Source organism: Paenibacillus sp. LX16 (assembly GCF_036252815.1).
GTDB classification, from domain to species: Bacteria; Bacillota; Bacilli; order Paenibacillales; family Paenibacillaceae; genus Paenibacillus; species Paenibacillus polymyxa_B.
The window spans coordinates 4884811-4907300 of the sequence record NZ_CP141152.1 but is presented as its reverse complement, the minus strand read 5'-3'; the positions used below and the strand labels follow the sequence as shown (position 1 = coordinate 4907300).

Genomic DNA, 22490 nt, shown 5'->3' with positions numbered 1-22490 from the left:
ATTTATGGCCTTATTTTAAATATCAGGATAGGTGTAAACAGTGCATAAGCCACTAATTATGTCAAATAACATACTGATTTTTACAATAGGAAATTTGGAGGTATCTTTAATGATATTTTAATAGTGAAAGGAGGTGGAATTAACATGGAGAAAATTGAAGTTTTAGAAAACATGGATTTTGATATGGAAGTACAGTGTGATCCTAATAATTGCAAACATGATTGTCTTGATGACAATGGACATTGTAGCGTTCATTTCCTCGAATCTTTTTGAAAGAATGATTTATCTAATCAGGTATTAATTGACCCCTGAAAGGAAGAAGTAAGAACACTTCTTAGTTTGTCTAGTGCCCTCGTCTTTTGAGACGGGGTTTTTTCTTTTGCATCATATCTGGGAAAGTAGAGTATTGTCCCTGGATGTAAACATTGTATAATAAACTAATTATGCCCAATAACATACTGATTTTTACAATAGAATATTTAGAGATATTTTTAATGACATTATAATAGTGAAAGGAGGTGGGATTCATGGAAAAAGTTAAGGTTTTAGAAATTATGGATTTTGAAATGGAAGTACAATGTGATGGTTCTAGTTGCAAATATGATTGTACCGAACCCAATGGATATTGTAGCTCTCATACCACGCCATTTTTTTGAAAGAATGATTTTGTCTAACTCGGTATTAGTTGACCAATGAAAAGGAAGAAGTAAGGAACACTTCTTAGTTTGTCTGGTGCCCTCGTCTTTTGAGACGTGGGCTCTTTCTTTTGCATCATATCTGGGAAAGTAGAGTATTGCCCATATACCTCTAGGCAATTCAGGTGGAACACCCTTCTTCATGTTCTGCGCGGCTGCCGTCATGGGGGGTTGTTCCCCTAACGTTTGGAAATCTCCGCAAATGTCAATAGCGAAACTCATGGAGCTAATTGGCATCCGTGAAGCTTCGCTAAATTGTAGATGATCAAGTAGTCGATAAGCATGATTATCAGCAAAGCAAAAGTTAGCGCTATGATCTTTCTCGTATCCGTACTAGATTGGTGGAAATAGATGGGGAAAGTTGATATTATGATTCATATAATTCGGCGGGGCTTCCTCAAGGGGATAAGCGTTTTCCAGAGTCACATTTTTGTTTTTCTCCCAGATTCAAGTTATTACCAAATATGAGGTATGCATTGACAATTCCTGTTTGGCCATAGTACTTTTTCAACTCTTGAGTTTTCAATAGAGCCCTATACGTTCTCCTCCATAAAAAAGTCTGTATTGTGACGCCCTGCAATACAGACTTTACCATATCAATCCTCTAACAGCCTTTCTGAAATCTAACGGTGTTGAAAGAACTATTTGTCCATGGGAAGGAAAATGGAGAAGGTGGAGCCACTGCGACAGCGTGACTGTACCTTGATGTAGCCACCTTCAGCAACGATGATTTTTCTAGCCAAAAATAGTCCAATCCCGATACCCTCTTGTGAGTTTACGGTAGGGGAGCGATAGAAACGCATAAAGATTTTACTCTTTTCCTCTTCTGCAATCCCTATACCATTGTCGGTAATATCGATCCGGCAAAACAAATCATACGCAATCACATTTATGATAATGCTTCCGCCGGTTTCTGTATACTTCACAGCATTGTCCATAATATTGTGGACTGCTTCGGACGTCCATTTCAGATCAAAGCAAGCATAAATCGTCGTATTCTCCATAACAACCGAGATGCCTTTGCCATCCGCTTTTGGCATAATTTGCTCCTTTGCACTGTGCAGGAGCTTTTGAACAGATTCTCGTCTTGGCGCTACCGTGATAATCCCCGTTTCAAGCCGCGATGTTTTCAACAATGCCTGGATCAGAAAGTTAAGCTTTTCGGCCTGTGCAGATAGAGCTTTCACACAAGTGGAGGTATCCTGTGATAGTTCGTATTCGCTAAGTAGTTGGGAATAAAGCAGGATGTTGGCCAATGGTGTTTTCGTTTGGTGTGAAATATCGGAAATCAGCTCATTTATTTTATTCTTTTCAGCAAGCAGATTTTTGGAGGACACGGAACAAATGGAAAGAAATCTCACAAATTTAGCTTCTATTGAAGAAAGAACGGATTCATCAAAGACATCCTCTGAGAAGCTGCCATTTATCGCGGCATCCAGCATGTTCTCAATAGTTTTCATTGTTTTATGGATGCTCCTGCGATACAGCATAATAGCACACACAGCGGTGCATACAGCAACAATGGCAATTCCAATACATATATATAGGAGTGTTGTCATTTCAACGCCCATGTGTAGCCCAGCCCGTAAACCGTTTTAATATATTGTGGGGAGGAAGGATGATCCTCGAGCTTGTCACGTAGCCTTTTTACTGTAACAGACAAGGCGTTTTCACCTACATACTCAGCTCCATCAGTCCAGATGCTGTCTACTAAATGATCGCGAGATACAGTATTGCCTCGATTATCGATTAGGATGCGCAACAATTTTTGTTCAGTTTTACTTAGTTCAATGGGCGTACCATTCTTAGTAAATTCCATCCTCTCGAATGAAAAGGAAAAATTGTCGAGCTGAATGGAGTCTGCAAGCGAGTATCTGGATTTCTTTAGCTGAACGCCAACTCTTGCTCTCAGTACCATAAGACTGAAGGGTTTGGTGATATAGTCGTCAGCACCCAGCTCAAAACCAGTGACGACATCTGTTTCCATATCATTCGCAGTCAGAACGATGATGGGTATAGTTGTTTTTTTTCGTATATCTGTTAAAAGATCAAGCCCGTTTCCATCCGGCAAATTTACATCAAGAATCATTAGGTCAAAGGCAGTGACGTTCAATTGTTCTTTTGCAGTAGCTATGTCATACGTTTGCACAAATACGTTGTTAGGTTCTTTAAGAGCAAGAACAATACCGTTACTCAAGGCGATATCGTCCTCGACGATTAATATGTGATTCATCATTTTCCTCCTATTTTTTGATAATGGTGCCACTGTGGGTTGAGATTTCGAAAGCAGCGCACGGTAAAATGTTAAAGAAGGTCATAGCAATATTCTACTTCCAGTTTACAGGATATTGCTCTGATTTGTTATTGTTTATCTGGACTGTTTGGAAACTCTTCATAAAAGAGTGAAAGTATCACTGAAATAATAAAATGCTGGCATCTGAAAAGTGGTTAATTTTACAAAAAAAGATCTGTTTTTTTACAATAGGGAAGTCTAGGGTTATTTCAATGGTATTTTTAGAAGTGAAAGGAGGCGAGGTAATCATGGAAAAGCTTGAGGTTTTGGTGAACGCAGATTTTGATATGGAAGTGCAAGAGAATTGTGGTGGTTCATGTCATACAGATTGTGATGAAGGCTCTCACTGTAGCGCACATAATTCTCCATGGTGGTAGTGAGTAACTAAAATTTATTCTGAGAAGCTAAAAAAGTTAACAATAACCACGAAAAGAAGAGGTAGAGATACTTCTTCTTTTTCATTTACATAGCAACATCTGCATTATAAAGATTAAAATAGCACTACTTCTTATAAAAAAATTTGCGGTCAAAAAGTTTCCGCAGTTTTTTAATTGTACCCTAAACCCTCAGAAAATTTGACAGATACAATATCACTGATATAATTTATGCTAGTTGATTTTTGATAATGATTATCATTATTGGAGGGGAGGACAGGGCCGAAGCTTGGTACAAGTTATTGGACAGGCTCCCTTAGTTAGAGATGAAATTGCGTTATTTAATACTGGCTTTTCTGGTACTGGCTTTCGCCTCGGTTTTTATTGGTGTTCATGATGTAACTCCACTTGATTTGTTCCACTTAACCAACGATCAGGCGCAGGTACTCCTGATTAGCAGATTCCCACGTTTGATCAGCATCATTATCGCAGGGGCGAGTATGAGCATCTGTGGGCTCATTATGCAGCAGCTTACCCGGAACCGATTTGTATCGCCCACCACTGCAGGGACGATGGATGCGGCACGATTGGGTGTGCTGATGGCTATTATGGTGTTTGGAGCGGCGGGATTTTGGACGAAAATGCTGACGGCTTTCGGATTTGCTCTAGGGGGAACACTGATTTTCATGAAAATACTGGATAAAATCCGTTTCAAGGACCCGGTATTTATCCCGCTTGTCGGTTTGATGTTTGGAGGCATTTTAAATTCGGTAACGACCTTTTTTGCTTACAAATACAATCTGATCCAGGGCATTTCTTCGTGGATGCAGGGGGATTTTTCTCTAATCATGAGTGGTCGCTACGAGATGCTATATCTTAGTGTTCCTTTGGTTGCATTGGCGTACATATATGCGAATCGTTTCACAATTGCAGGAATGGGTGAGGATTTTGCGGCCAACTTGGGTGTACATTACAAGCGCACCGTCAATGTCGGTTTGGTGATCGTGGCTTTGGTATCCTCTGTTGTCATCTTAACCGTTGGGACGATTCCCTTTTTAGGGCTGGTTGTACCCAATCTAGTCAGCATGTATATGGGGGATAATCTGAAAAAAAGCCTGGCCCATACAGCGATCTTGGGCGCCGTCTTTGTGCTGTTTTGCGACATTTTGGGACGGGTGATCATTTATCCGTATGAAATTTCTGTAGGGCTTACGGTTGGTGTGATCGGGAGCGCGTTGTTCTTGTATTTGCTGCTGAGGAGAAGGGCTTATGAATCTTAAATTAAAAATTGGCATATTAGCCGCTGCCGCGCTTGTGTTGATTGCTGCTTTCGTGTTTATAGATCTTCCGCATACCTGGCATTACGCTCTGCCACGACGATTAAAAAAGATCGCAGCTTTCATTCTAACAGGTGGCTCCATTGCCTTTGCAACCGTTATTTTCCAGACGGTTACGAATAATAAGATTTTGACTCCGGGTATTATCGGACTGGATTCACTGTACATGCTGATTCAGACGACGATTATTTTTGCATTTGGTTCCGTACCCTTCATTTCGACCAGCAAAGAATTGAACTTTTTGCTGTCAGTGGGGCTGATGGTGCTGTTCGCAGGACTGCTATACAAATTAATTTTCCGCAAAGATGGACGCGGGATTTATGTACTTTTGCTGATTGGTCTGGTATTCGGCACACTATTCAACAGTCTGTCTACCTTTATGGAGGTACTGATTGATCCGAACGAATTTGCGAAAATCCAGGACAAGAGCTTTGCCAGCTTCAGTAATGTAAACACCGAGCTACTGTGGCTTTCTATATTCATTCTTGTGCTCGTATTTGCTTATGCGTGGAGATTCATCAAGTATCTGGACGTGCTGTCGCTCGGACGAGAGCATGCGATTAATTTAGGGCTCCCTTATAGTTTTATCATTAAAAGACTGCTGGTTATCGTAGCCATACTCATTTCCATTTCTACAGCGCTTGTCGGGCCGATTACGTTTCTAGGGTTAATTGTGGCCAATGTGGCTTATCAGGTGATGAAAACCTATCAGCATCGTTATATTATTCCGGCCTCTATCTGCGTCAGTGTCATTGCGTTGGCAGGATGCCAACTGCTGGCAGAAAGAGTATTCGACTTATCGACAACGGTCAGCGTCATTATTAACTTTATCGGGGGGGTGTACTTCCTGTACCTTTTGCTGCGGGAGAATAAATCATGGTAGAAGTCAAAAACGTATCCAAACGCTACGGGAATAAAAATGTGGTGGATCAGGTATCCGTCACTGTACCTAAAGGTACGATTACCTCCTTTATTGGACCTAATGGCGCTGGAAAAAGCACCTTGTTGTCGATGATCAGTCGCCTGACTGACAGTGATGAGGGAGAAATCCTCATTGACGGGCAGGCCGTGAGTCTGACGAAAAGTGAGGAGCTAGCCCGGAAGATATCTATTTTAAAACAGACGAACGATGTCAATATCCGCTTAACCGTGAAGGATCTGGTTAGCTTCGGCCGTTTTCCGTATTCCAAGGGCAGATTGAACAGCGAGGATCGCAAAATGGTGGAGCAGTCTATGGCTTACATGGGACTGGAGGATATGAAAGACAAGCATATTGATTTGCTCAGTGGGGGACAGCGACAGCGGGCTTTTATTGCCATGATTTTGGCTCAGGACACCGAATACATTCTGCTGGATGAGCCGCTGAACAATCTGGATATGAAGCATTCGGTTCAGATTATGAAGACGTTGCGCTTTTTGGTGGATGATCTGGGCAAAACGATTCTGGTTGTGCTTCACGATATTAATTTTGCATCCTGTTATTCAGACTATATTGTGGGGATGAAGGATGGAAGGTTGCTAAAACAAGGAACGGCTGACGAGATGATTGATAGTCAGGTATTAAAGGATTTGTACGATATGGATATTCCGATTCAACAGATCGGTGACCATAAAATTTGCGTTTATTTCACTTAGGGGGAATGTTAAATGAAGAAAAATATGATGTTTTTAACGCTGATGCTTGCGTTGGTACTGATCGTGTCAGCCTGTGGCAAAGCAGCTCCGGCAACACAGGAAGCGACTGGAAACGGCTCCTCTGCTGCAACAACGGAATCCAAAACTATCTCGGTCAAACACGCACTGGATGAAAACCCGGTCCAAGTCAAAGTTAATCCCAAAAATGTCGTTGTCTTTGATTTTGGTTCATTGGATACGCTGGATAAGCTGGGTGTTGACGTTGCGGCAGTAGCGCAGCAGGATCTTCCTACGTATTTGAGCAAATATAAAGATTCCAAATATGCAAGTGCGGGCACGCTGTTTGAACCGGATTACGAGAAAATCAGTGACCTCTCTCCTGAACTGATCATCATCGGTGGTAGACAAGCTGATGCATATAAAGAGTTGAGTAAAATTGCACCGACCATTTCGATGGCTGTAGACACCAAGGATTATATCCATTCCTTTAAGAAAAACGTTGAAACATTGGGTCAAATCTTCGATAAAGAGGATGCTGCCAAACAGGAACTGGCTGCTATTGATAGCTCCATCAAGGCCGTACATGACAAGGCTGTAGCAAGCAAAGCTAAAGGACTGATCGTGCTGACGAATGAAGGAAGCCTGAGCGCATATGGCTCACAATCCCGCTTCGGTATCATTCATGATGCTTTTGGCGTAACCCCTGTAGATCCTGACATTAAAGTATCCACGCATGGACAAAAGGTTTCTTTTGAATATGTACAGCAAAAAAATCCGGATTATATTTTTGTCGTTGACCGTGGCGCTGTGGTGGTCGAAGAAGGCAAGGAACAGGTTACAGGCAAACAAACCATTGAAAATGAACTGGTGAAGAAAACCAATGCCTTTAAAAACGGTCATATTGTATACCTTGATCCTAACTACTGGTATCTGTCAGGTAATGGTCTGGAATCCGTATCTGAAATGATCAAGGAAATGGATGCTGCACTGTAACGAATATATTCACATCATGGAGGACTGTGTAGGATGAAAGGTCATGTAGATGAAATTCCATTAGATGGGTACCTTGTACACGTCTATACACCTCCCGTCTCCGTGAATCATAATGAGCTGTATCCTGTGCTGTATGTACAGGATGGCAGCTCTTTATTTCTAAGCGGGTTGGATGAGCTGGAACGAGGTTTTTCTACGGGAGAGTTGCCCCGTGTCGTGCTGGTAGGGATTCAGCCTGTGAATCGGCTGAATGATTATACGCCTTGGAAGGCAGCTGCTCTAGTAGAGGGAAGACCTGCTTTTGGCGGTGGCGGAGATGCGTATCTGGCGTTTGTGGTTACAAAAGTAATGCCATACGTCGAGGCACGATATCCTGTGCAAACTGGGCTGGAGCATACGGGCATCATCGGCGCCTCATTGGGCGGATTAATTTCTATGTATGCCGTCTTCAAGTATAAGGATGTATTCGGACGCATCGGTTCGATCTCGGGCTCGTATTGGTATCCGGGTATGATTGATTATATGCAATCTGCATCTTGTGTAACTGTGAGGGATGGGACACAGCGCTTTTATATATCTGTCGGGACCCGTGAAGGTGAAGGGAAGACGAATGTACAAAAAGATATGGTTCCGCTGACTCTCCAGGCACACGAGGTGCTGAGGACCCAGGGACTGGATGCAAAAGATGTGCTTCTTGAGCTGGATCAGGATGCGGTGCATCGTGTGGATTGTTTTCAACGTCAATTTCCTAAGGCCGTCCAATGGCTGTTCGGATAGCATGGGATGGAATACGATACGAATCTCATACAACAACCTCAAAGGATTGGAGAGCGTGGAGTCTCTATGTCTTTGGGGTTGTTTTTTTTGTATGTATTTTTCGTATAATAGAGAAATGTTAAAAATTTTAAGTTATACGTCATGGAAGTGAGGGGAGACAACAATGAAGAAAAACCGCCTGGGATCATCGGATTTGCTGGTAGGTGAGATTGGCTTGGGATGTATGTCGGTCGGTACGGAGGAGCAGCAAGGTGTTTACTTGATTCATGAAGCGTTAGACAGGGGCGTAAACCTGTTGGATACGGCGGATTTGTACCAGCACGGACGCAATGAAGAAATTGTGGGTGCAGCGATCCGTGGACGGCGACAGGAGGTCATCCTGGCGACCAAGGTCGGCAATCGGCGTCTACCGGGGCAGGAGGGCTGGGGATGGGACCCCTCCAAGAAATATATTCTGTCTGCTGTTAAAGAGAGCCTACGCCGACTTGGAACGGACTACATCGACCTGTATCAGCTGCACGGAGGGACGATTGACGATCCGATGGACGAAACCATAGAGGCTTTTGAGCAACTACAGCGGGATGGCGTCATCCGTTATTATGGTATTTCCTCGATTCGCCCTCATGTTATCCGTGAATATGTCGAACGTTCGAATATCGTTAGTGTTATGAATCAGTATAGTTTACTGGACCGACGTGCAGAGGTAGAGGTACTGTCTTTGCTTCAGGAGCGGGGAATCAGCGTGATTGCACGTGGACCCGTGGCCAGCGGTGTATTGGCTGACGAAGGGGAAGGAAAGGTAGCCAAGGGATATCTGGACTACAATGAAGCAGAGCTGCTAGATGTGCGCAAGCAATTAAAGGCATTTGCAGGGGCGGACCGTAGTATGGGTCAGACAGCGATCCGTTATAGCCTTTCACTTCCGACTGTCGCTGCTGTGATCCCGGGTGCAAGCTCTTTGAGACAAATGGAGCATAATATTTCTGCTGCGGATATTGCACCGCTAACTCAACAAGAGCGGCAGACACTACAGCAAATCAGCCGAGCCAATCGTTATGATGCGCAATACCGCTGATCCGAGCAATAACAGGACAAGTGTCAAACATGTACCCATCCCAGTTGCAATTTATAAAAGAATCATTACAATATAAGAATAAGCTTCGGTTTATAATTTATAATTCATATGTGAATATGGAGACGTTATAAATACACTCTAGGAGGGACCACGAATGGAACGCATCGAATCTCAGCAGCAATATCAGGATTTAATTAACGGTGACGGTCTGACTGTCGTGAAATTTGATACAACCTGGTGTCCGGATTGCAAGACACTGGATAAATTTATGGACGGCATTATTGAGGAAAACGCGGATAAGCGTTTCTTTGCGCTTGATGCAGAGAAATTCCAGCCGATTGCCGACGAAAATCAAGTGCGCGGCATTCCGAGTCTGCTCGTGTTCCGTAATGGCGAAAAAATTGCTCATTTGCACAGCAAATACGCTAAAACGCCAGCTCAAATTTCGGAATATTTGACTACGCTGGAATCCAAACAATAATCAGAACGCATGATAGGGATCGTTCAGTACGATCTATCCTTTCTGCAAAATAGTAAAAGGGATATCCAAGGCTGATCATTCAGATCCTATGGATATCCCTTTTTAGTTATTGGTTATTGGTTATTGGTACCAAACAATGGCTTATAAAATAATGAAAAAGAACACAGCCGCCAGCACGAAGCGGTAAATGGCGAACGTAGTCAGGCTCAAGCGTTTGAGCAGACCGAGGAATGTTTTGATCGCCAGCATCCCGACGATAAAGGAAGTAATAAAGCCTGCTGCGAACACCGGAAAATCACTCATAGACAGATGATCCATACTTTTAATCATATCAATACCCGATGCACCCAGCATGACCGGAACAGATACGAGGAATGTAAATTCCGCGGCTGCCGTATGACTTACACGTGCGAATAGGCCCCCAGACATGGTTGAGCCTGAACGGGAGAAGCCTGGCCATAGAGCTAGGACTTGGAACACACCGATGGTAAAAGCCTGTTTGTACGTGATCTCATCCAACGTATGTGATCTAATGGGCGGATGAAATTTCTCGGCCGCAATCATCAACAGGCCTCCGATGACCAAACTATAGAGAACCGTTTCAGGACCAAACAGGTATTGCTTAATTACATCACGGAACAATACACCAATCAGGCCCGCAGGGATCATGGCTAAAATAATATGTAACAGGTTTAGACGTGGCTGGCTCGAGATTTTGCGTCTGAAATCAAACAGGCTCAGGAATCTGCGCCAGTATAATACGACGACTGCCAGCACAGCACCTAATTGCACGATAACCTCAAACGTTTTGACCGTATCATTCTCTGTGTTTAATCCTAGAAGATCAGCCGTAAGGATCATGTGACCCGTCGAAGAGACCGGCAAAAACTCTGTCAGTCCTTCAATAATTCCCATAATAATAGAAGATAAAATATCCACTTTACTAGCTCCTCCTTATACGCGTGCAGGGCAAACGACCTAAGTCGTTTGCCCTGGAAATATGTCATTTCAGTAGGAGTGAACGCAAGTGTCACAAGTGCAAAGATAAACGCTCAGGTCACACGGTTCACTCCCGGGAAGAAGTGTCCGATTCTGCTTCCAATTCAGATGCGGGGGATGTGTGGTGTAAAATAATCTCCACCCGACGAATACGATTTTTACCCATTTCACGAATGATAAATTTCACATCTTCTTCTATGAATTCCTTGCCCTGTCTAGGTTCCGGAACCCGGCTATACACCCACCCTCCGACAGTATCCACGTCTTCATCGTCCAATGTCAAGCCAGTCAGATCACTCAGATCGGAAAGCATCACTTTACCATCCATCAAATAACTGTTCTCCGTCAGTTTCTCGATTTCCTTCCGTTCATCCTTATCAAATTCGTCCCGAATTTCGCCAACAATCTCCTCCAAAATGTCCTCGATGGTAATGAGGCCGGAGGTTCCACCGTATTCATCGACCAGGAGAGCGATATGAACCTGCTCCTTCTGCATACGTTTTAGCAGCGTGTTGACGGGGATAACTTCTGGAACGGTCAAGATCGGTTGAATCAGGCTGTCGAAAACAAGCTCGGGATTGCGATCATACTCTAGGAAGAGCTGTTTGGTATTAATCATACCAATGATCTGATCCTTGCTATCTGTCGCCACCGGAAAACGGGTATACTGCTCTTCGTGAATAGTCAGCATGTTTTCTTGTAGCGAGCGATTCGTAAACAAGCATACCATATCTGTACGTGGCACCATAATTTCCTTGGCAACGGTCTCGTCAAAAGCAAAGATACGATTTACGTAGCCATATTCGGTGTTATTGATCTTACCACTTTCCACGCTTTCGGACAAAATGATCTGAATTTCTTCCTGAGAGTGCGCTTCTTCATGCTCACTAGCCGGTTGAAGACCAAACAGACGAACCAGACGATTGGCCGAGCCGTTAAGGAGCCAAATAAACGGATACATAATCCGGTTAAACCACACGATGACTGGAGAGGTTAACAGACTGACAGCTTCCGCTTTGCGGATCGCCAATGTTTTGGGAGCCAGTTCACCGATCACCACGTGCAGGTAAGTTACAATGACGAATGAAATAATAAAGGCCAGGATATGTGAAAAATCCCCATTGATGTTGAGCTGTTGAAAGAGAGGCTCCAGCAATTTGACTACGGTCGGTTCACCGAGCCAGCCGAGTCCCAACGCTGTAATCGTAATACCAAGCTGACAGGCGGACAGGTAGCCGTCCAGATTATTGACGACTTTTTGTAGCGCCAGTGCGTTTTTACGGTTCTCCACGACCAGCTGATCGACCCGGCTGGAACGGATTTTAATAATCGCAAACTCGGTAGCCACGAAGAAAGCACTAAATAAAATCAACACCGCAAACAAAAATAGACTGACACCTATACCCATATAATTTTCACTCATCCCTTTTTCGTTCAATTTTTAAGGAACTCCATTTTGAGTTCACTTGAACTTATTGTAAGAACTTAAAAGAAAATATACAAGGTTCATATGGAATCGTAGCAGGTCACCTACCTCCAATTTACACGGAAAATAAGGCATAATAGAACCCGCACGTCTCATTGCTTCACTTTACAAGCCTAGTTTGAGGGCGTATGATGAGTTCAAATGAACTTGAAATGTAATAAAGGGAGGAAAGCAGATGGAGTCTTTTACCCTTACTCGTCGTGATATGGCCCATTTGCTGCTGGCCATGGAAGGTCGCCGCGAATTGCAGCCTTTGGCCGTTCTACAGGACGCCTGGAGGCGAACTCATAGCCATCTCGCCCGCTCCGGGAGCACGATGCCGACATTTTTATACACCGACGTGACACCTGTGCTAGATAAAATCATCAAGGGTAAGCATAGCGCAGCCTTTTCGCTGCAGGAGATCGTTTCCCTGGGTCAACTGGTCGAATACAGCCATGTCTCACTGGCCTCTATGCAAAATTGGGTCAAACGCGACTTCAAGGAATTTCTCGGCGCTCCGAAGATTGGCAAAAAATACTCGGTCAACCAGGCAGCTATATTGCTCATTGTAGAAGATTTAAAATCATGTCTTGATTTTGAATCCATTCGTCAGCTATTTCATATCCTGTTCCAACAACCCGAAGATGATACGGACGATCTGATTCAGCCGGTCGATTTGTACGCCGCCTATTCAACTTTGTTTGAGGAGCTGGATGCGAATGGAGACCAACTGCTCGATGTTGCTGGAGCAGGCTATGCAAAGGACAACGGAAATTCCGTTACAGGACAGCAGCGTCAGGAAGGTGCGACAGAGGAGCTGCTGGTTCAGGCGGCTGATCAATACACCCGTCGTTTACAGCATTTGACCCCTAACCAGTGTGAAGCGGTGCGTAATACTTTGTTGGTGGCAGCAGTAGCGGTGCAAAATAGTTATTTTTTGTCCATGGCACGTCGGTATGTGAATGCGACGTTGTTTCTGGACTTCCAAGGGTAAATCAGGATTGGCATTAGAAGCCAATCCTATTTTTTTGCTCTTTTTAGAGGATTGTCTACCCTTTTGGAGACTGAAAAAGTATACAAAAGAGGTATATACACTAAAACGCTGTCAAAGATACAATAAACATATATAATCCAGCAATTGGAAAAACTTTGAATATCTCTTCCAAAGCATCTGGATACACACACAGGAGGTAATGGCATGTCCGATGTCTCCATCATCATTTGTACCCGCAACCGGATCGAAGACCTGACACGCTGTATACAATCTATAGCAGTACAGCAGCAATTGGAGCATACGGCTGTAGAACTGCTGATTGTTGATGACGGCGATATTTCCGATCAACAGATCGAGCAGTACCGTCACATGGTATCCGGATTGCCTCAAAGCGTTTTGAAATATTATAAAAAAAGTCGTCCCGGCGTTTGGTTATCCCGCTATGAGGCCTTGTCCCTTGTGCGGTATGATATTGTGCTGTATTTTGACGATGATGCAGAACTGGACGATAAACTCTATATCCGGCGCTTGCTCGATACCTATGATCAGGATAAAACGATTGTGGGTGTTGGAGGGATTGCAAAGGGATTACATTCGAGCCGGGCAGGAAAGCTGCTGGGCGTTTTGACATTTCAGATGTCTTCATCCCTCGGCAAGCTCTCGCCTAGTAGTCTGGCAGGTTCTTTGCTGCGTTGGGGCGAAGCAACGGAGGTTTTCGATACAGAATTTTTCCATGGCTGCAATATGTCATTTCGGAGGGATGCGCTTCGGGACATGAAGCCGTATCCGTGGATGACCAGTTATGCTGTGGCTGACGATTTGTACATGTGCCAGTTAGCGAGCCGTTACGGCAAATTGGTTATCAATCCTGACTTAACCATCATTCATCATGAATCTCCGAGCTCGCGCGATAAGGCGGGCAAAGTAGCCAAGGCTACAGCGATTAATCACTATTATTTTCTTGCCTTGAAAAAGGCTGGAGTGATTCAGTATGGAGCCCTTTTATGGACCTTATCCTACTTGATGCTCAAAGAAACGCTGCGTCGCAATTTTAATGCCGCAGATGGATACAAGCAGGGGGTGTTGTTCATTCTGAACCCGCGCAAGCAAAAATATAACGAATATTTAGGCCCGGCGGTTCAGTAATCCGTTTTATACACATTGACAGGATAAAGGGGGAGTATGATGTTAAGCTTGTCCATCGCTCTGTGCACCCGAAATCGGGTTGATGATCTGACCCGATGCATCAATTCAATTGCCATTGGGGGAGCACCGGAGGCATGTGAAACCGAGCTATGGATTATTGACGACGGAGAACTGCCAAAGCATGTGCTGGAACGTTATGAGCGTCAGTTGGGCAGAGCGGGAATTACCTACCGATATCATCGCAAGGAGCAGCCAGGATTATGGTTATCTCGTGTAAAGACAGCTGAACTTGCGCAGGGTGACATCATTTTGTTCCTTGACGATGACGTTGAGCTGCCGAGCAACTATTTGAATGAGTTGATGCGTACCTATGAGGCTTACCCGAAGGCCGCTGGTGTCGGCGGTATTGCACAGGGAATGAGTAACAGCTTCATGGGAACGATTCGATGCTTGCTGTCATTCCAGCAGTCTTTGTCCAAAGGGAGGTTGTCCCTCAGCGGTCAGTCCGGCTCGATGTATAACTGGCATAAGGCAAAAAAGACATTTAGAACCCAGTTTTTCCATGGCTGCAATATGTCATTTCGCCGTGAGGCGATTCGTAGTCTGGAGCCTGTACCTTGGTTGCAAAGCTATAGCGTAGGCGAGGATTTATTACTTTCGCGCATCGCGATGAAAAGCGGTCCGTTATACATTAACCCAGCGCTTACGCTGCTTCATCACGAATCGCCGTCCTCGCGCGACAATATGGAGCAGGTTACTTATATGCGGGTGATGAATCATATTCATTTGCTGCGTGACGAGGGATCTGGGCCGATTGGTTATGCAGCACTATACTGGACGACGTTGTATCAGATTTTGAGAGAAAAGCCCAAGAAAAATCATACTGCCATTCAAGGCTATAGAAGAGCGTTGAAAGAGATCTTTTCAAGTCCAAAGGAGCCCGTTGGCGGGCAGTTGACTGAACGCAATTCCAAAAAAACGGTAGGCTGATGGAGGTGCGTCAAAAGACGCAATGTGAGCATAGAGACGAGAGGCTTAATAAGGAACAGGAGTTGGACGTAACATGAGCACATGGACAGCAGCAAGGAAAGTATTCACGGGTGACAGTCTCGCCAAAACGATCATGCGCACGAGCTTTAACAATTTTTTTGTGCTAATCGTCACGACCCTGACTTCCATCCTGACCGCACGTATGCTCGGAGTAGAGGGGAAAGGAGAACTGGCGGCAGTTCTGTTCTGGCCTACGCTGATCGGCAGTGTGTTGAGCTTCGGATTACCAACGTCGTTAATTTATAACATTAAGAAGAAAACAGGCACGACGGAAGAACTGCTGGCGTTGTCGCTCTGGATTCAGTTGCCTGCCAGCTTGTTGGCAGGGGCGGTGGCCTGGATATGCATGCCGCTGTGGCTGAATGGTTATGGTGCGGATATCATCCAGCTGTCCCAGCTTTATTGTGCGGCAGCCGTACCGCTGGCAGTGCTTACAGCGCTGACGACAGCATTGTCGCAAGGGCTGGATCGGTTTAGCGTATATAACGGTCTGTTGTTTTACTACCCGTTACTGAATTTCATCGGTCTGGTGACACTGTGGCTGATGGGCCTGCTCAATGTTCAGCTGGCAGGAGCAGTGAATTTTGCCGCGAGTTTCCTTGCGCTAGTGTGGGCGTTCCTCCGTTTGCGTAAGTATATGAATTTGCGTGCTTTCCGCCCATTTACCAGCCGCCAAGTGCTTCGTCCTTATTATAGCTATGGAGCGAGGGTTTACGGGATGGAGCTGATGGGGACGCTGTCCACACAAACGGACAAAATCGTTATTGTGGCGCTGCTATCACCTAAAGCGTTCGGTCTGTACTCTGTCGTCTACGCCTTGTCTCGTGTGTTCAATGTGGTGCAAAATGCCGTCACTAACGTTACCTTTCCAAAGGTGACGGGGATGGAGCACAGCAAGATTGTCGAAACGGTAGGTCGTGCTTTTCGCATCTCTATGGCTGCGATGCTAATCGTCATTGTGCCTGCTCTCTTCATTGGACGATACATGCTGGGTTTGCTGTACGGCCCCGCTTTTCTGGAAGCATCACTAACGTTCTACCTGCTGTCACTGGAATGTATCATTGGTGGCGGCTCATGGATTCTGGCTTCGGCCTTTAACGCGCTGGGACGTCCGGGACTGGTATTGTTCCGGCAAATTGTAGCCTATGCGATCACCGTCGGTCTATTTTTTATTTGTACACCGATCTTTGGTCTGGACGGCATTGCGATTGCTTTGCTTGTAGGCGCTTGTGTACGATTGGCGTTCTCACTGTTCTCATTCCCCATGTTTTTCAATGTTCCGCTATCACGGATCATTTTTGATAAAAGTGATATTACATTTGTCATTCAGACTATACAAAAGAAGCGCAGGAAGGGAGAACTGAAAGATGCCGAATTTGCATCCCATGGCTAAACTGAAAAATAAGCTGAGCGTCATTCTCGACGTAGTCCCCCAAGGTTCGAATATCATTTATGTCGATTATCCCGTCTATAATAACGGTGGGGATGTACTCATCATGAAAGGCACCGAGGCGTTCTTCAAGGATAATGGCATCCGTGTCCGTGCCCGTTATAGCGCTATGGATATTCCCGATCGGCTTCAAATTCCGGGTGACTGGATTATCGTGTGCCACGGCGGCGGCAACTTCGGCGATCTCTATTCAAATCACCAAAATTTGCGAGAACGCATCGTTCGCGATTTCCCTAGCCACCGAATTGTGATTATGCCGCAGACGATCCACTTTCAATCTGAACAGAAGGCTAATGAAGTCGCTGCCTTGTTCAATGCTCATCCGGATCTACATATGTTTGTGCGGGATACACGCTCTTATCAGTGGGCTAAGGACAAGCTGAACCAGTGCAGTATCACACTATGTCCTGATATGGCACACCAGCTCTGGCCATTGAAGCCGACTACGGAAACCGTGAAGGATGTATTGTATTTCCTGCGCACAGATATTGAAACGGTGGGTGGACAAAAGAAGTTCGATGACGAGGCAGATGCCGCTCACCGGCTGGACTGGGATACTTTGTTCACTCCGCTGGAAGTGAAGGGAATTGTCTATTTCCAGAAGTTTTATCGACTGGATAAGAAAATTGGTGGCCCGTTGCCTACGCGTACATTCTGGTACAAGTATACAGACCATCTCATGAACAAAGCGGTTACGCTGTTCAGCTCTTACCGAGAGGTTCGCACTTCACGGCTGCACGGTCACATTCTGGCCTGTCTGCTTGATATGCCGCACGTTGTCATTGACAATTCCTACGGCAAGAACTCGCAATATTATAATACCTGGACACAGCCGAATCCAAAGGCGCAGCTGTTTAGTGAAGCTCCAAGTGCGTTGGAGCAGCCATCTTAATAGTAAGAAAAGATACGTAGATTAATTTCAAAGGTATGATAACGGCAAAAAATCTCCTGACCACTTCATTGGTTAAGGGGGTTTTTCGTTTAAGGATATATAGAGCATCAGTATAATTGTTAATTAGATAAACCATTAAGGCAATGAATATTTAATGGCTTAAATACCGCTTCATTTTGACAATTCATTTCATGAATAGATATAATTTATGGGATAAAACTTGTAGGAATATTGGGAACCCCCTAACTTTTGCAGAATAACATGAAAGTATATTTATTTAAATGAATCGAGGCTGACGAATGAGTAATCAATCGATGGACATGCTTCTCACGAAGGATATCGTGCGTGAAGGGGAGTCTATTTTGCGTACGAAGGTTGAGCCGGTATGCTTGCCACTGTCTGAAGAGGATCTTCAACAGATGCAATGGATGCTGGATTATCTGAAAAATAGCCAAAATGAAGAGCTGGCTACCCGCTATGAACTGCGCCCGGGTGTGGGGTTATCTGCGAACCAGGTAGGTTTGAACAAAAGAATGTGTGCTATTTATTATGAAGATGGGGACAAAACGGTAGAGTATGCATTGTTTAATCCGAAGCTGGTCAGCCACTCCACGTCCATGATTTATTTGGAACAGGGTGAGGGGTGCTTGTCTGTAGATCGGTACGTAGCCGGATATGTACCGCGTTACGAAAAAATTCGTATTAAGGCCACTTTACCAGACGGAACACAGGAGCTATTGACTTTCAAAGGTTATGCAGCGATTGTAGTGCAGCATGAAATGGACCATTTGGACGGCATTATGTTCTATGACCGTATCAACCCGGAAGATCCGCATAAGCTGCCGCAGGGAGTGCATATCGAACCTTTTGTACGTAAATAGTTTAGGAATCGTAAAGTGTGGTGACTCCGTTCGCCACATTTTTAAATTTTACAAAAATATAGATATAGAGGTTACGAAGCTTTAAACTGGAAACGTGTAGATTGTGATAGAGAATGTGAAAATACATAAAAATGTAAGCGCTTATCTTATGGGAGGGATGGAATGAATCGTGGAGTACGGCTTTTGATGAATAATATGCGTATGCGGAATAAGCTGCTGTTCTCCTACGTACTGATTGTCATGATCCCGGTGCTGGTGGTGGGCGGTTGCGTTACTTTTTATTTGCGAGAGCAGGCATTGAATAGTGCAATTGCCCAGACGGTAAACAATGTGGAAAAGATCAAGAGCCAGACAGCAAATTTACTGCGTGTGCCAACGGATATTTCAAATGGGCTCATGTTCGATAAGAGGCTGAGGGAGATGGCGAACCGACGGTATCCGGGTATGGTAGAGCTGATGAATGCGTATCATCAATACAAGGATTTTAATGAGTATACTCAGCAATATAGAGAAGTTGCTACCATCCGGTTCTATTCGTACAATCCGACGCTTGTCAATAATCTGGAGTTTATTCCAGTGGACTCTAACATTGAGCGGCAGCAGTGGTTCCAGACGGCTTTGAAGGGGACGGCGATTAACTGGTTTTACATTCAGGATAAGGAAGATAACCCGGTTAATCGCCTGAGCCTGGTACGGCAAATTCCATTTCCCGAATACAATACCAAGGGAGTTCTGATGATATCGCTGAGCCAGACCGAGTTGAATCATATGCTGAGTAAGGAGCCTTTTGAAACATTGATTGCAGATCGTAACGGGATTGTGGTCGCAGCCACTCGTCCGCAGTCGGTGGGCCAGACGTTGAGCGATTTACATTTGGGCTTTGACGTCCAGCGTGCGGGTAAGGGAATATATGAAGCGAAAATCAACGGAATGCCCTCCAACATCATCGTGGATGAGCTGTTGCCCGCCTCCAGTGTGAGCGGATTTACGATTATTTCAGTGTTTTCGACGGAGCATATTGTACAGGGAGCCAACCGAATCAGCCTGATTGGTGCTTTATGTGTTCTTGCAGTGCTGGTTATGGCACTGATTCTGATCACCATCATTTCCTGGCTGATTACCAAACGACTACAGCGGTTGAGCTATGAGCTGGGTAAGGTAGCCGCGGGCGATTTTCATGTGGTATCGAGTGTGGAGGGAAGGGACGAGATCGGGGATTTATCCCGCCGTTTCAACTATATGGTGAGTAGTATTCGCCAACTCATGGCGCAGGTCTATGAGACGAGTGAGCACAACAACAGGCTGGAATTGGCACAAAAGGATATCAAGCTAAAAATGATGGCCAGCCAAATTAATCCGCACTTTCTGTTTAATGCGTTAGAGTCCATTCGAATGAAAGCACATCTGAATGGGGAAGCGGAAATTGCAACGACGGTGCGTTTGCTTGGCAGGCTGATGCGCCGGAATCTGGAGATTGGCAGTGGTAAAACGACGGTACTACAGGAGCTGGATATGGTGCGATCCTATTTGCAAATTCAGCAGTTCAGATTTGGAAATCGTTTGATCTATGAAGTGAATTTGGAAGAAAGCGCGACGGACATGTCGATTCCTCCCTTAATCATACAACCGCTGGTGGAAAATGCAGTCATTCATGGCCTGGAAAATAAGGAAGAGCCAGTTACCGTGAAGGTAGATATTACAATAGAACAAAGAGAGTTGAAAATTAAAGTAGAAGATGACGGGATCGGCATGGAAGCTGGGCAACTGACCCGTCTGCTAGATCGGATCAGGGGGGCGGATGAGCCGGAAGGGAGCAGTATTGGCTTGCGTAATGTACATCAACGTCTAACATTGATGTACGGCGAACGTTATGGACTGCATATTGAAAGCGCATTACAAGTAGGAACAACCGTATACTTTTCCATACCAAGGGAGGAAGAGTCGAATGTATAAAGCAATGATTGTAGATGATGAACCTGCGATTCGTGAAGGATTGTCCTCCATTATTGACTGGGGGAATTGTGGCTTCCGTATTGTCGATACGGCAGGGAACGGGCGCGAGGCTCTGGATAAGTTCGGAGAGCATCGACCGGAGCTGGTCATTGTAGATATTCGTATGCCCGGGATGAGTGGACTGGAGGTCATACGAAGCATACGTGAAAAGAACGGAGAGCCGTTTCATTTTCTCATATTAAGCGGATATGCAGACTTTGATTATGCACGGCAAGCCATGGGCTTCGGGGTGGATGGCTATCTACTGAAGCCAGTTGATGAGGAAGAAATGACGACGGAGTTGAAACGGGTATGGCAAAACATTGAGGACGAGAAAGAAGACGGCAAATGGGGAAGTCCGCCTTCCCATGAGCGTAATTGGATCGAAGCACTATTGTTTCCGGATCATCGAGAGCATGCTCGTAATGCTGTGGAAAGCAGTGATTCTCTTCACAGAGCATCTAAGCAAGCTGAACATCAAAGCGGTAACGGAAAACATGGACAACAGCCCGCGTTACCAGCCTTGGACTGGAGTAGCTATCAGGTTATTCTGCTGGATTTACGTATTCCTGACTGGGATCGGCAAGCTCGGCAGTCGGCAGCAAAGCAGCGGCTAACAGAATTGTGCCATGAGCAGGGCAGAGGTATCGTGTTTGAGGCTGGAATATATATGGGTCTTTTGCTTCCCGCCACGTTAAAAACGGAGAAAGATGCTGTTCAATTACTGGCTGCTTGGCGACAGGAGCTAAAGCCGTGGGCAACGGAAATTTATGTGGCTGCCGGTGATCCTGTAGCCATTCTTAACGACATTCCCAGATCTTTTGAGCAGGCACTACGATTATTGGAGCGTACGTTTTTGTTCCGGGCAGAAAGAGTCATGCTTTCCGGAGACCTACACGAATTGGAGACAGTCGAGACTGAAAGGAGTGGGGCGTCTGATAGTGCCACAGATGATCCCATACGTTATGCAGAAAAGCTGTACTATGCGCTAGATATGGCTAATAGTGAAGCTGCAACCCGTGTCATTAAGGAAATGGAAGGCCAATTTCCACGGATTTATCGCACAGAATCTGCAATCAAGGCGGCGTTCGCCCAAACATTCACACTGGCGTTGAACAAGTATGCAGCCGCACAGGATCACAGCCGAACCGTGCTGGAGGAGCACTCCAGCTTTATAACCGATGTATATGCTTATTCCACGTTAGGCGAGCTGGTGGATCACTCGCTGGAGCATGTGTTGCAATGGATTGGCCAGACTGAATCTGGTGGCAAGGGCATCATCATGAAACAAATGATTGACTTTATACATAGTCATTATGATGAAAATTTGCGACTGGAGTTACTGGCAGATATGTTCAATTACAATAGTGGCTATTTGGGCAAACTGTTCAAAAGTCATACGGGAGAGGCCTTTAATGCCTACCTGGATAAGGTGAGGATTGAGCGAGCAAGGGAATTGCTTGCACAAGGAATTAAGGTACACCAGGTGGCGGAACGCGTGGGATATGCGAATGCAGATTATTTTCATAGTAAATTTAAAAAGTATGCTGGAATGTCACCTTCCTCTTACCGTAATCGGGTTCAAAAGAACGGAGGAACAGATGGCTGTTGATAGAATCCCTAGGTTTAACGCTATGAAGTCTCTCTTACAGATGTCGGAGGTACAACCTCCGAACGAAGAGAGGCTCTTTTTTATAGTGAAAAAATGGATAGATCAATCGAAAATGTCACATTTATTATGGAGTTTAGGGCGTTTTCATCAAATCGCCACCATTATGACACAGCTTTGACACGATGTTCACATTTTCGATTCTATTTCATTTAATTTTATTCTATATAATGGGGATAATCTGAAGCCGGATCATGATAACCATGGTGAAGGTAGTTGAGTGAGTCATTTTTCTAAAAAATGACCGCTGCATATGTAAGAATGTGAATACTATCACAAATGTAGAAGA

The 22490-nt window shown here is 44.9% G+C and carries 22 protein-coding genes; 18 read left to right on the top strand and 4 right to left on the bottom strand.

The window, feature by feature from the left end; genetic code table 11:
• The first annotated feature begins 144 nt into the window (after window positions 1–144).
• Entirely contained in the window at window positions 145–273 is a 129-nt protein-coding gene (locus T3H97_RS22110; RefSeq protein WP_328800889.1) for a hypothetical protein, read from the top strand.
• 254 nt (window positions 274–527) lie between these two features.
• Window positions 528–656: a hypothetical protein gene (locus tag T3H97_RS22105; RefSeq protein ID WP_328800888.1), complete on the top strand. Its 129-nt coding sequence runs from the start codon at window positions 528–530 to the stop codon at window positions 654–656.
• A gap of 680 nt (window positions 657–1336) precedes the next feature.
• Here the strand turns inward: T3H97_RS22105 and T3H97_RS22100 are convergent.
• Together T3H97_RS22100 and T3H97_RS22095 are read right to left on the bottom strand one after the other, a co-directional pair.
• Window positions 1337–2254 (bottom strand): sensor histidine kinase, encoded by a 918-nt coding sequence (locus tag T3H97_RS22100; protein ID WP_328802869.1) that lies wholly within the window; start codon window positions 2252–2254, stop codon window positions 1337–1339.
• Window positions 2251–2928: a response regulator transcription factor gene (locus T3H97_RS22095; RefSeq protein ID WP_328802868.1), complete on the bottom strand. Its 678-nt coding sequence runs from the start codon at window positions 2926–2928 to the stop codon at window positions 2251–2253. Before T3H97_RS22095 ends, T3H97_RS22100 begins: the two co-directional genes overlap by 4 nt.
• 308 nt (window positions 2929–3236) lie before the next feature.
• Here T3H97_RS22095 and T3H97_RS22090 point away from each other — a divergent pair, with 308 nt between their 5' ends.
• From T3H97_RS22090 to T3H97_RS22055, 8 genes are all read left to right on the top strand, one after another.
• Window positions 3237–3365, top strand: a complete 129-nt coding sequence (locus T3H97_RS22090) for a hypothetical protein (RefSeq protein WP_328800887.1) — start codon at window positions 3237–3239, stop codon at window positions 3363–3365.
• A gap of 323 nt (window positions 3366–3688) precedes the next feature.
• A complete protein-coding gene (locus T3H97_RS22085; protein WP_129550005.1) occupies window positions 3689–4642 on the top strand; it encodes an ABC transporter permease in 954 nt (317 codons plus the stop codon).
• Window positions 4632–5582, top strand: a complete 951-nt coding sequence (locus T3H97_RS22080; RefSeq protein WP_328800886.1) for an iron chelate uptake ABC transporter family permease subunit — start codon at window positions 4632–4634, stop codon at window positions 5580–5582. The genes T3H97_RS22085 and T3H97_RS22080 overlap by 11 nt, the downstream gene beginning before the upstream one ends.
• Window positions 5576–6334, top strand: a complete 759-nt coding sequence (locus tag T3H97_RS22075) for an iron ABC transporter ATP-binding protein (protein WP_328800885.1) — start codon at window positions 5576–5578, stop codon at window positions 6332–6334. The genes T3H97_RS22080 and T3H97_RS22075 overlap by 7 nt, the downstream gene beginning before the upstream one ends.
• A gap of 12 nt (window positions 6335–6346) precedes the next feature.
• Window positions 6347–7327: a siderophore ABC transporter substrate-binding protein gene (locus tag T3H97_RS22070; RefSeq protein WP_328800884.1), complete on the top strand. Its 981-nt coding sequence runs from the start codon at window positions 6347–6349 to the stop codon at window positions 7325–7327.
• 33 nt (window positions 7328–7360) lie between these two features.
• Window positions 7361–8104 (top strand): alpha/beta hydrolase, encoded by a 744-nt coding sequence (locus T3H97_RS22065; protein ID WP_328800883.1) that lies wholly within the window; start codon window positions 7361–7363, stop codon window positions 8102–8104.
• A gap of 163 nt (window positions 8105–8267) precedes the next feature.
• Window positions 8268–9179 (top strand): aldo/keto reductase, encoded by a 912-nt coding sequence (locus T3H97_RS22060; RefSeq protein ID WP_328800882.1) that lies wholly within the window; start codon window positions 8268–8270, stop codon window positions 9177–9179.
• A 154-nt stretch (window positions 9180–9333) separates the two neighbouring features.
• Window positions 9334–9660: a thioredoxin family protein gene (locus T3H97_RS22055; RefSeq protein ID WP_025721930.1), complete on the top strand. Its 327-nt coding sequence runs from the start codon at window positions 9334–9336 to the stop codon at window positions 9658–9660.
• A gap of 141 nt (window positions 9661–9801) precedes the next feature.
• On the opposite strand, the gene bacA is transcribed toward T3H97_RS22055, so the two are convergent.
• Window positions 9802–10599, bottom strand: coding sequence for an undecaprenyl-diphosphate phosphatase (gene bacA, locus T3H97_RS22050; RefSeq protein ID WP_272639136.1), 798 nt, complete (start codon window positions 10597–10599; stop codon window positions 9802–9804).
• A gap of 127 nt (window positions 10600–10726) precedes the next feature.
• Window positions 10727–12097, bottom strand: a complete 1371-nt coding sequence (locus tag T3H97_RS22045; RefSeq protein WP_039273784.1) for a hemolysin family protein — start codon at window positions 12095–12097, stop codon at window positions 10727–10729.
• A 223-nt stretch (window positions 12098–12320) separates the two neighbouring features.
• Here T3H97_RS22045 and T3H97_RS22040 point away from each other — a divergent pair, with 223 nt between their 5' ends.
• The 8 genes from T3H97_RS22040 to T3H97_RS22005 all read left to right on the top strand — a co-directional run bounded on the left by T3H97_RS22040 (window position 12321) and on the right by T3H97_RS22005 (window position 22144).
• Window positions 12321–13121, top strand: coding sequence for a DUF1836 domain-containing protein (locus T3H97_RS22040; RefSeq protein ID WP_272639134.1), 801 nt, complete (start codon window positions 12321–12323; stop codon window positions 13119–13121).
• A gap of 204 nt (window positions 13122–13325) precedes the next feature.
• Window positions 13326–14267, top strand: a complete 942-nt coding sequence (locus T3H97_RS22035) for a glycosyltransferase family 2 protein (protein WP_029519255.1) — start codon at window positions 13326–13328, stop codon at window positions 14265–14267.
• Between the two features lie 39 nt (window positions 14268–14306).
• Window positions 14307–15257 (top strand): glycosyltransferase family 2 protein, encoded by a 951-nt coding sequence (locus T3H97_RS22030; RefSeq protein WP_328802867.1) that lies wholly within the window; start codon window positions 14307–14309, stop codon window positions 15255–15257.
• 73 nt (window positions 15258–15330) lie between these two features.
• A complete protein-coding gene (locus tag T3H97_RS22025) occupies window positions 15331–16710 on the top strand; it encodes a lipopolysaccharide biosynthesis protein (RefSeq protein ID WP_328800881.1) in 1380 nt (459 codons plus the stop codon).
• Complete coding sequence (locus T3H97_RS22020) at window positions 16685–17659, top strand: polysaccharide pyruvyl transferase family protein (RefSeq protein WP_328800880.1); 975 nt, start codon at window positions 16685–16687, stop codon at window positions 17657–17659. The genes T3H97_RS22025 and T3H97_RS22020 overlap by 26 nt, the downstream gene beginning before the upstream one ends.
• A gap of 299 nt (window positions 17660–17958) precedes the next feature.
• Entirely contained in the window at window positions 17959–18540 is a 582-nt protein-coding gene (gene def / locus T3H97_RS22015) for a peptide deformylase (RefSeq protein WP_103048278.1), read from the top strand.
• A 162-nt stretch (window positions 18541–18702) separates the two neighbouring features.
• Window positions 18703–20493, top strand: a complete 1791-nt coding sequence (locus T3H97_RS22010) for a cache domain-containing sensor histidine kinase (RefSeq protein ID WP_328800879.1) — start codon at window positions 18703–18705, stop codon at window positions 20491–20493.
• Window positions 20486–22144 (top strand): response regulator transcription factor, encoded by a 1659-nt coding sequence (locus tag T3H97_RS22005; protein ID WP_328800878.1) that lies wholly within the window; start codon window positions 20486–20488, stop codon window positions 22142–22144. The genes T3H97_RS22010 and T3H97_RS22005 overlap by 8 nt, the downstream gene beginning before the upstream one ends.
• Window positions 22145–22490: the final 346 nt, after the last annotated feature.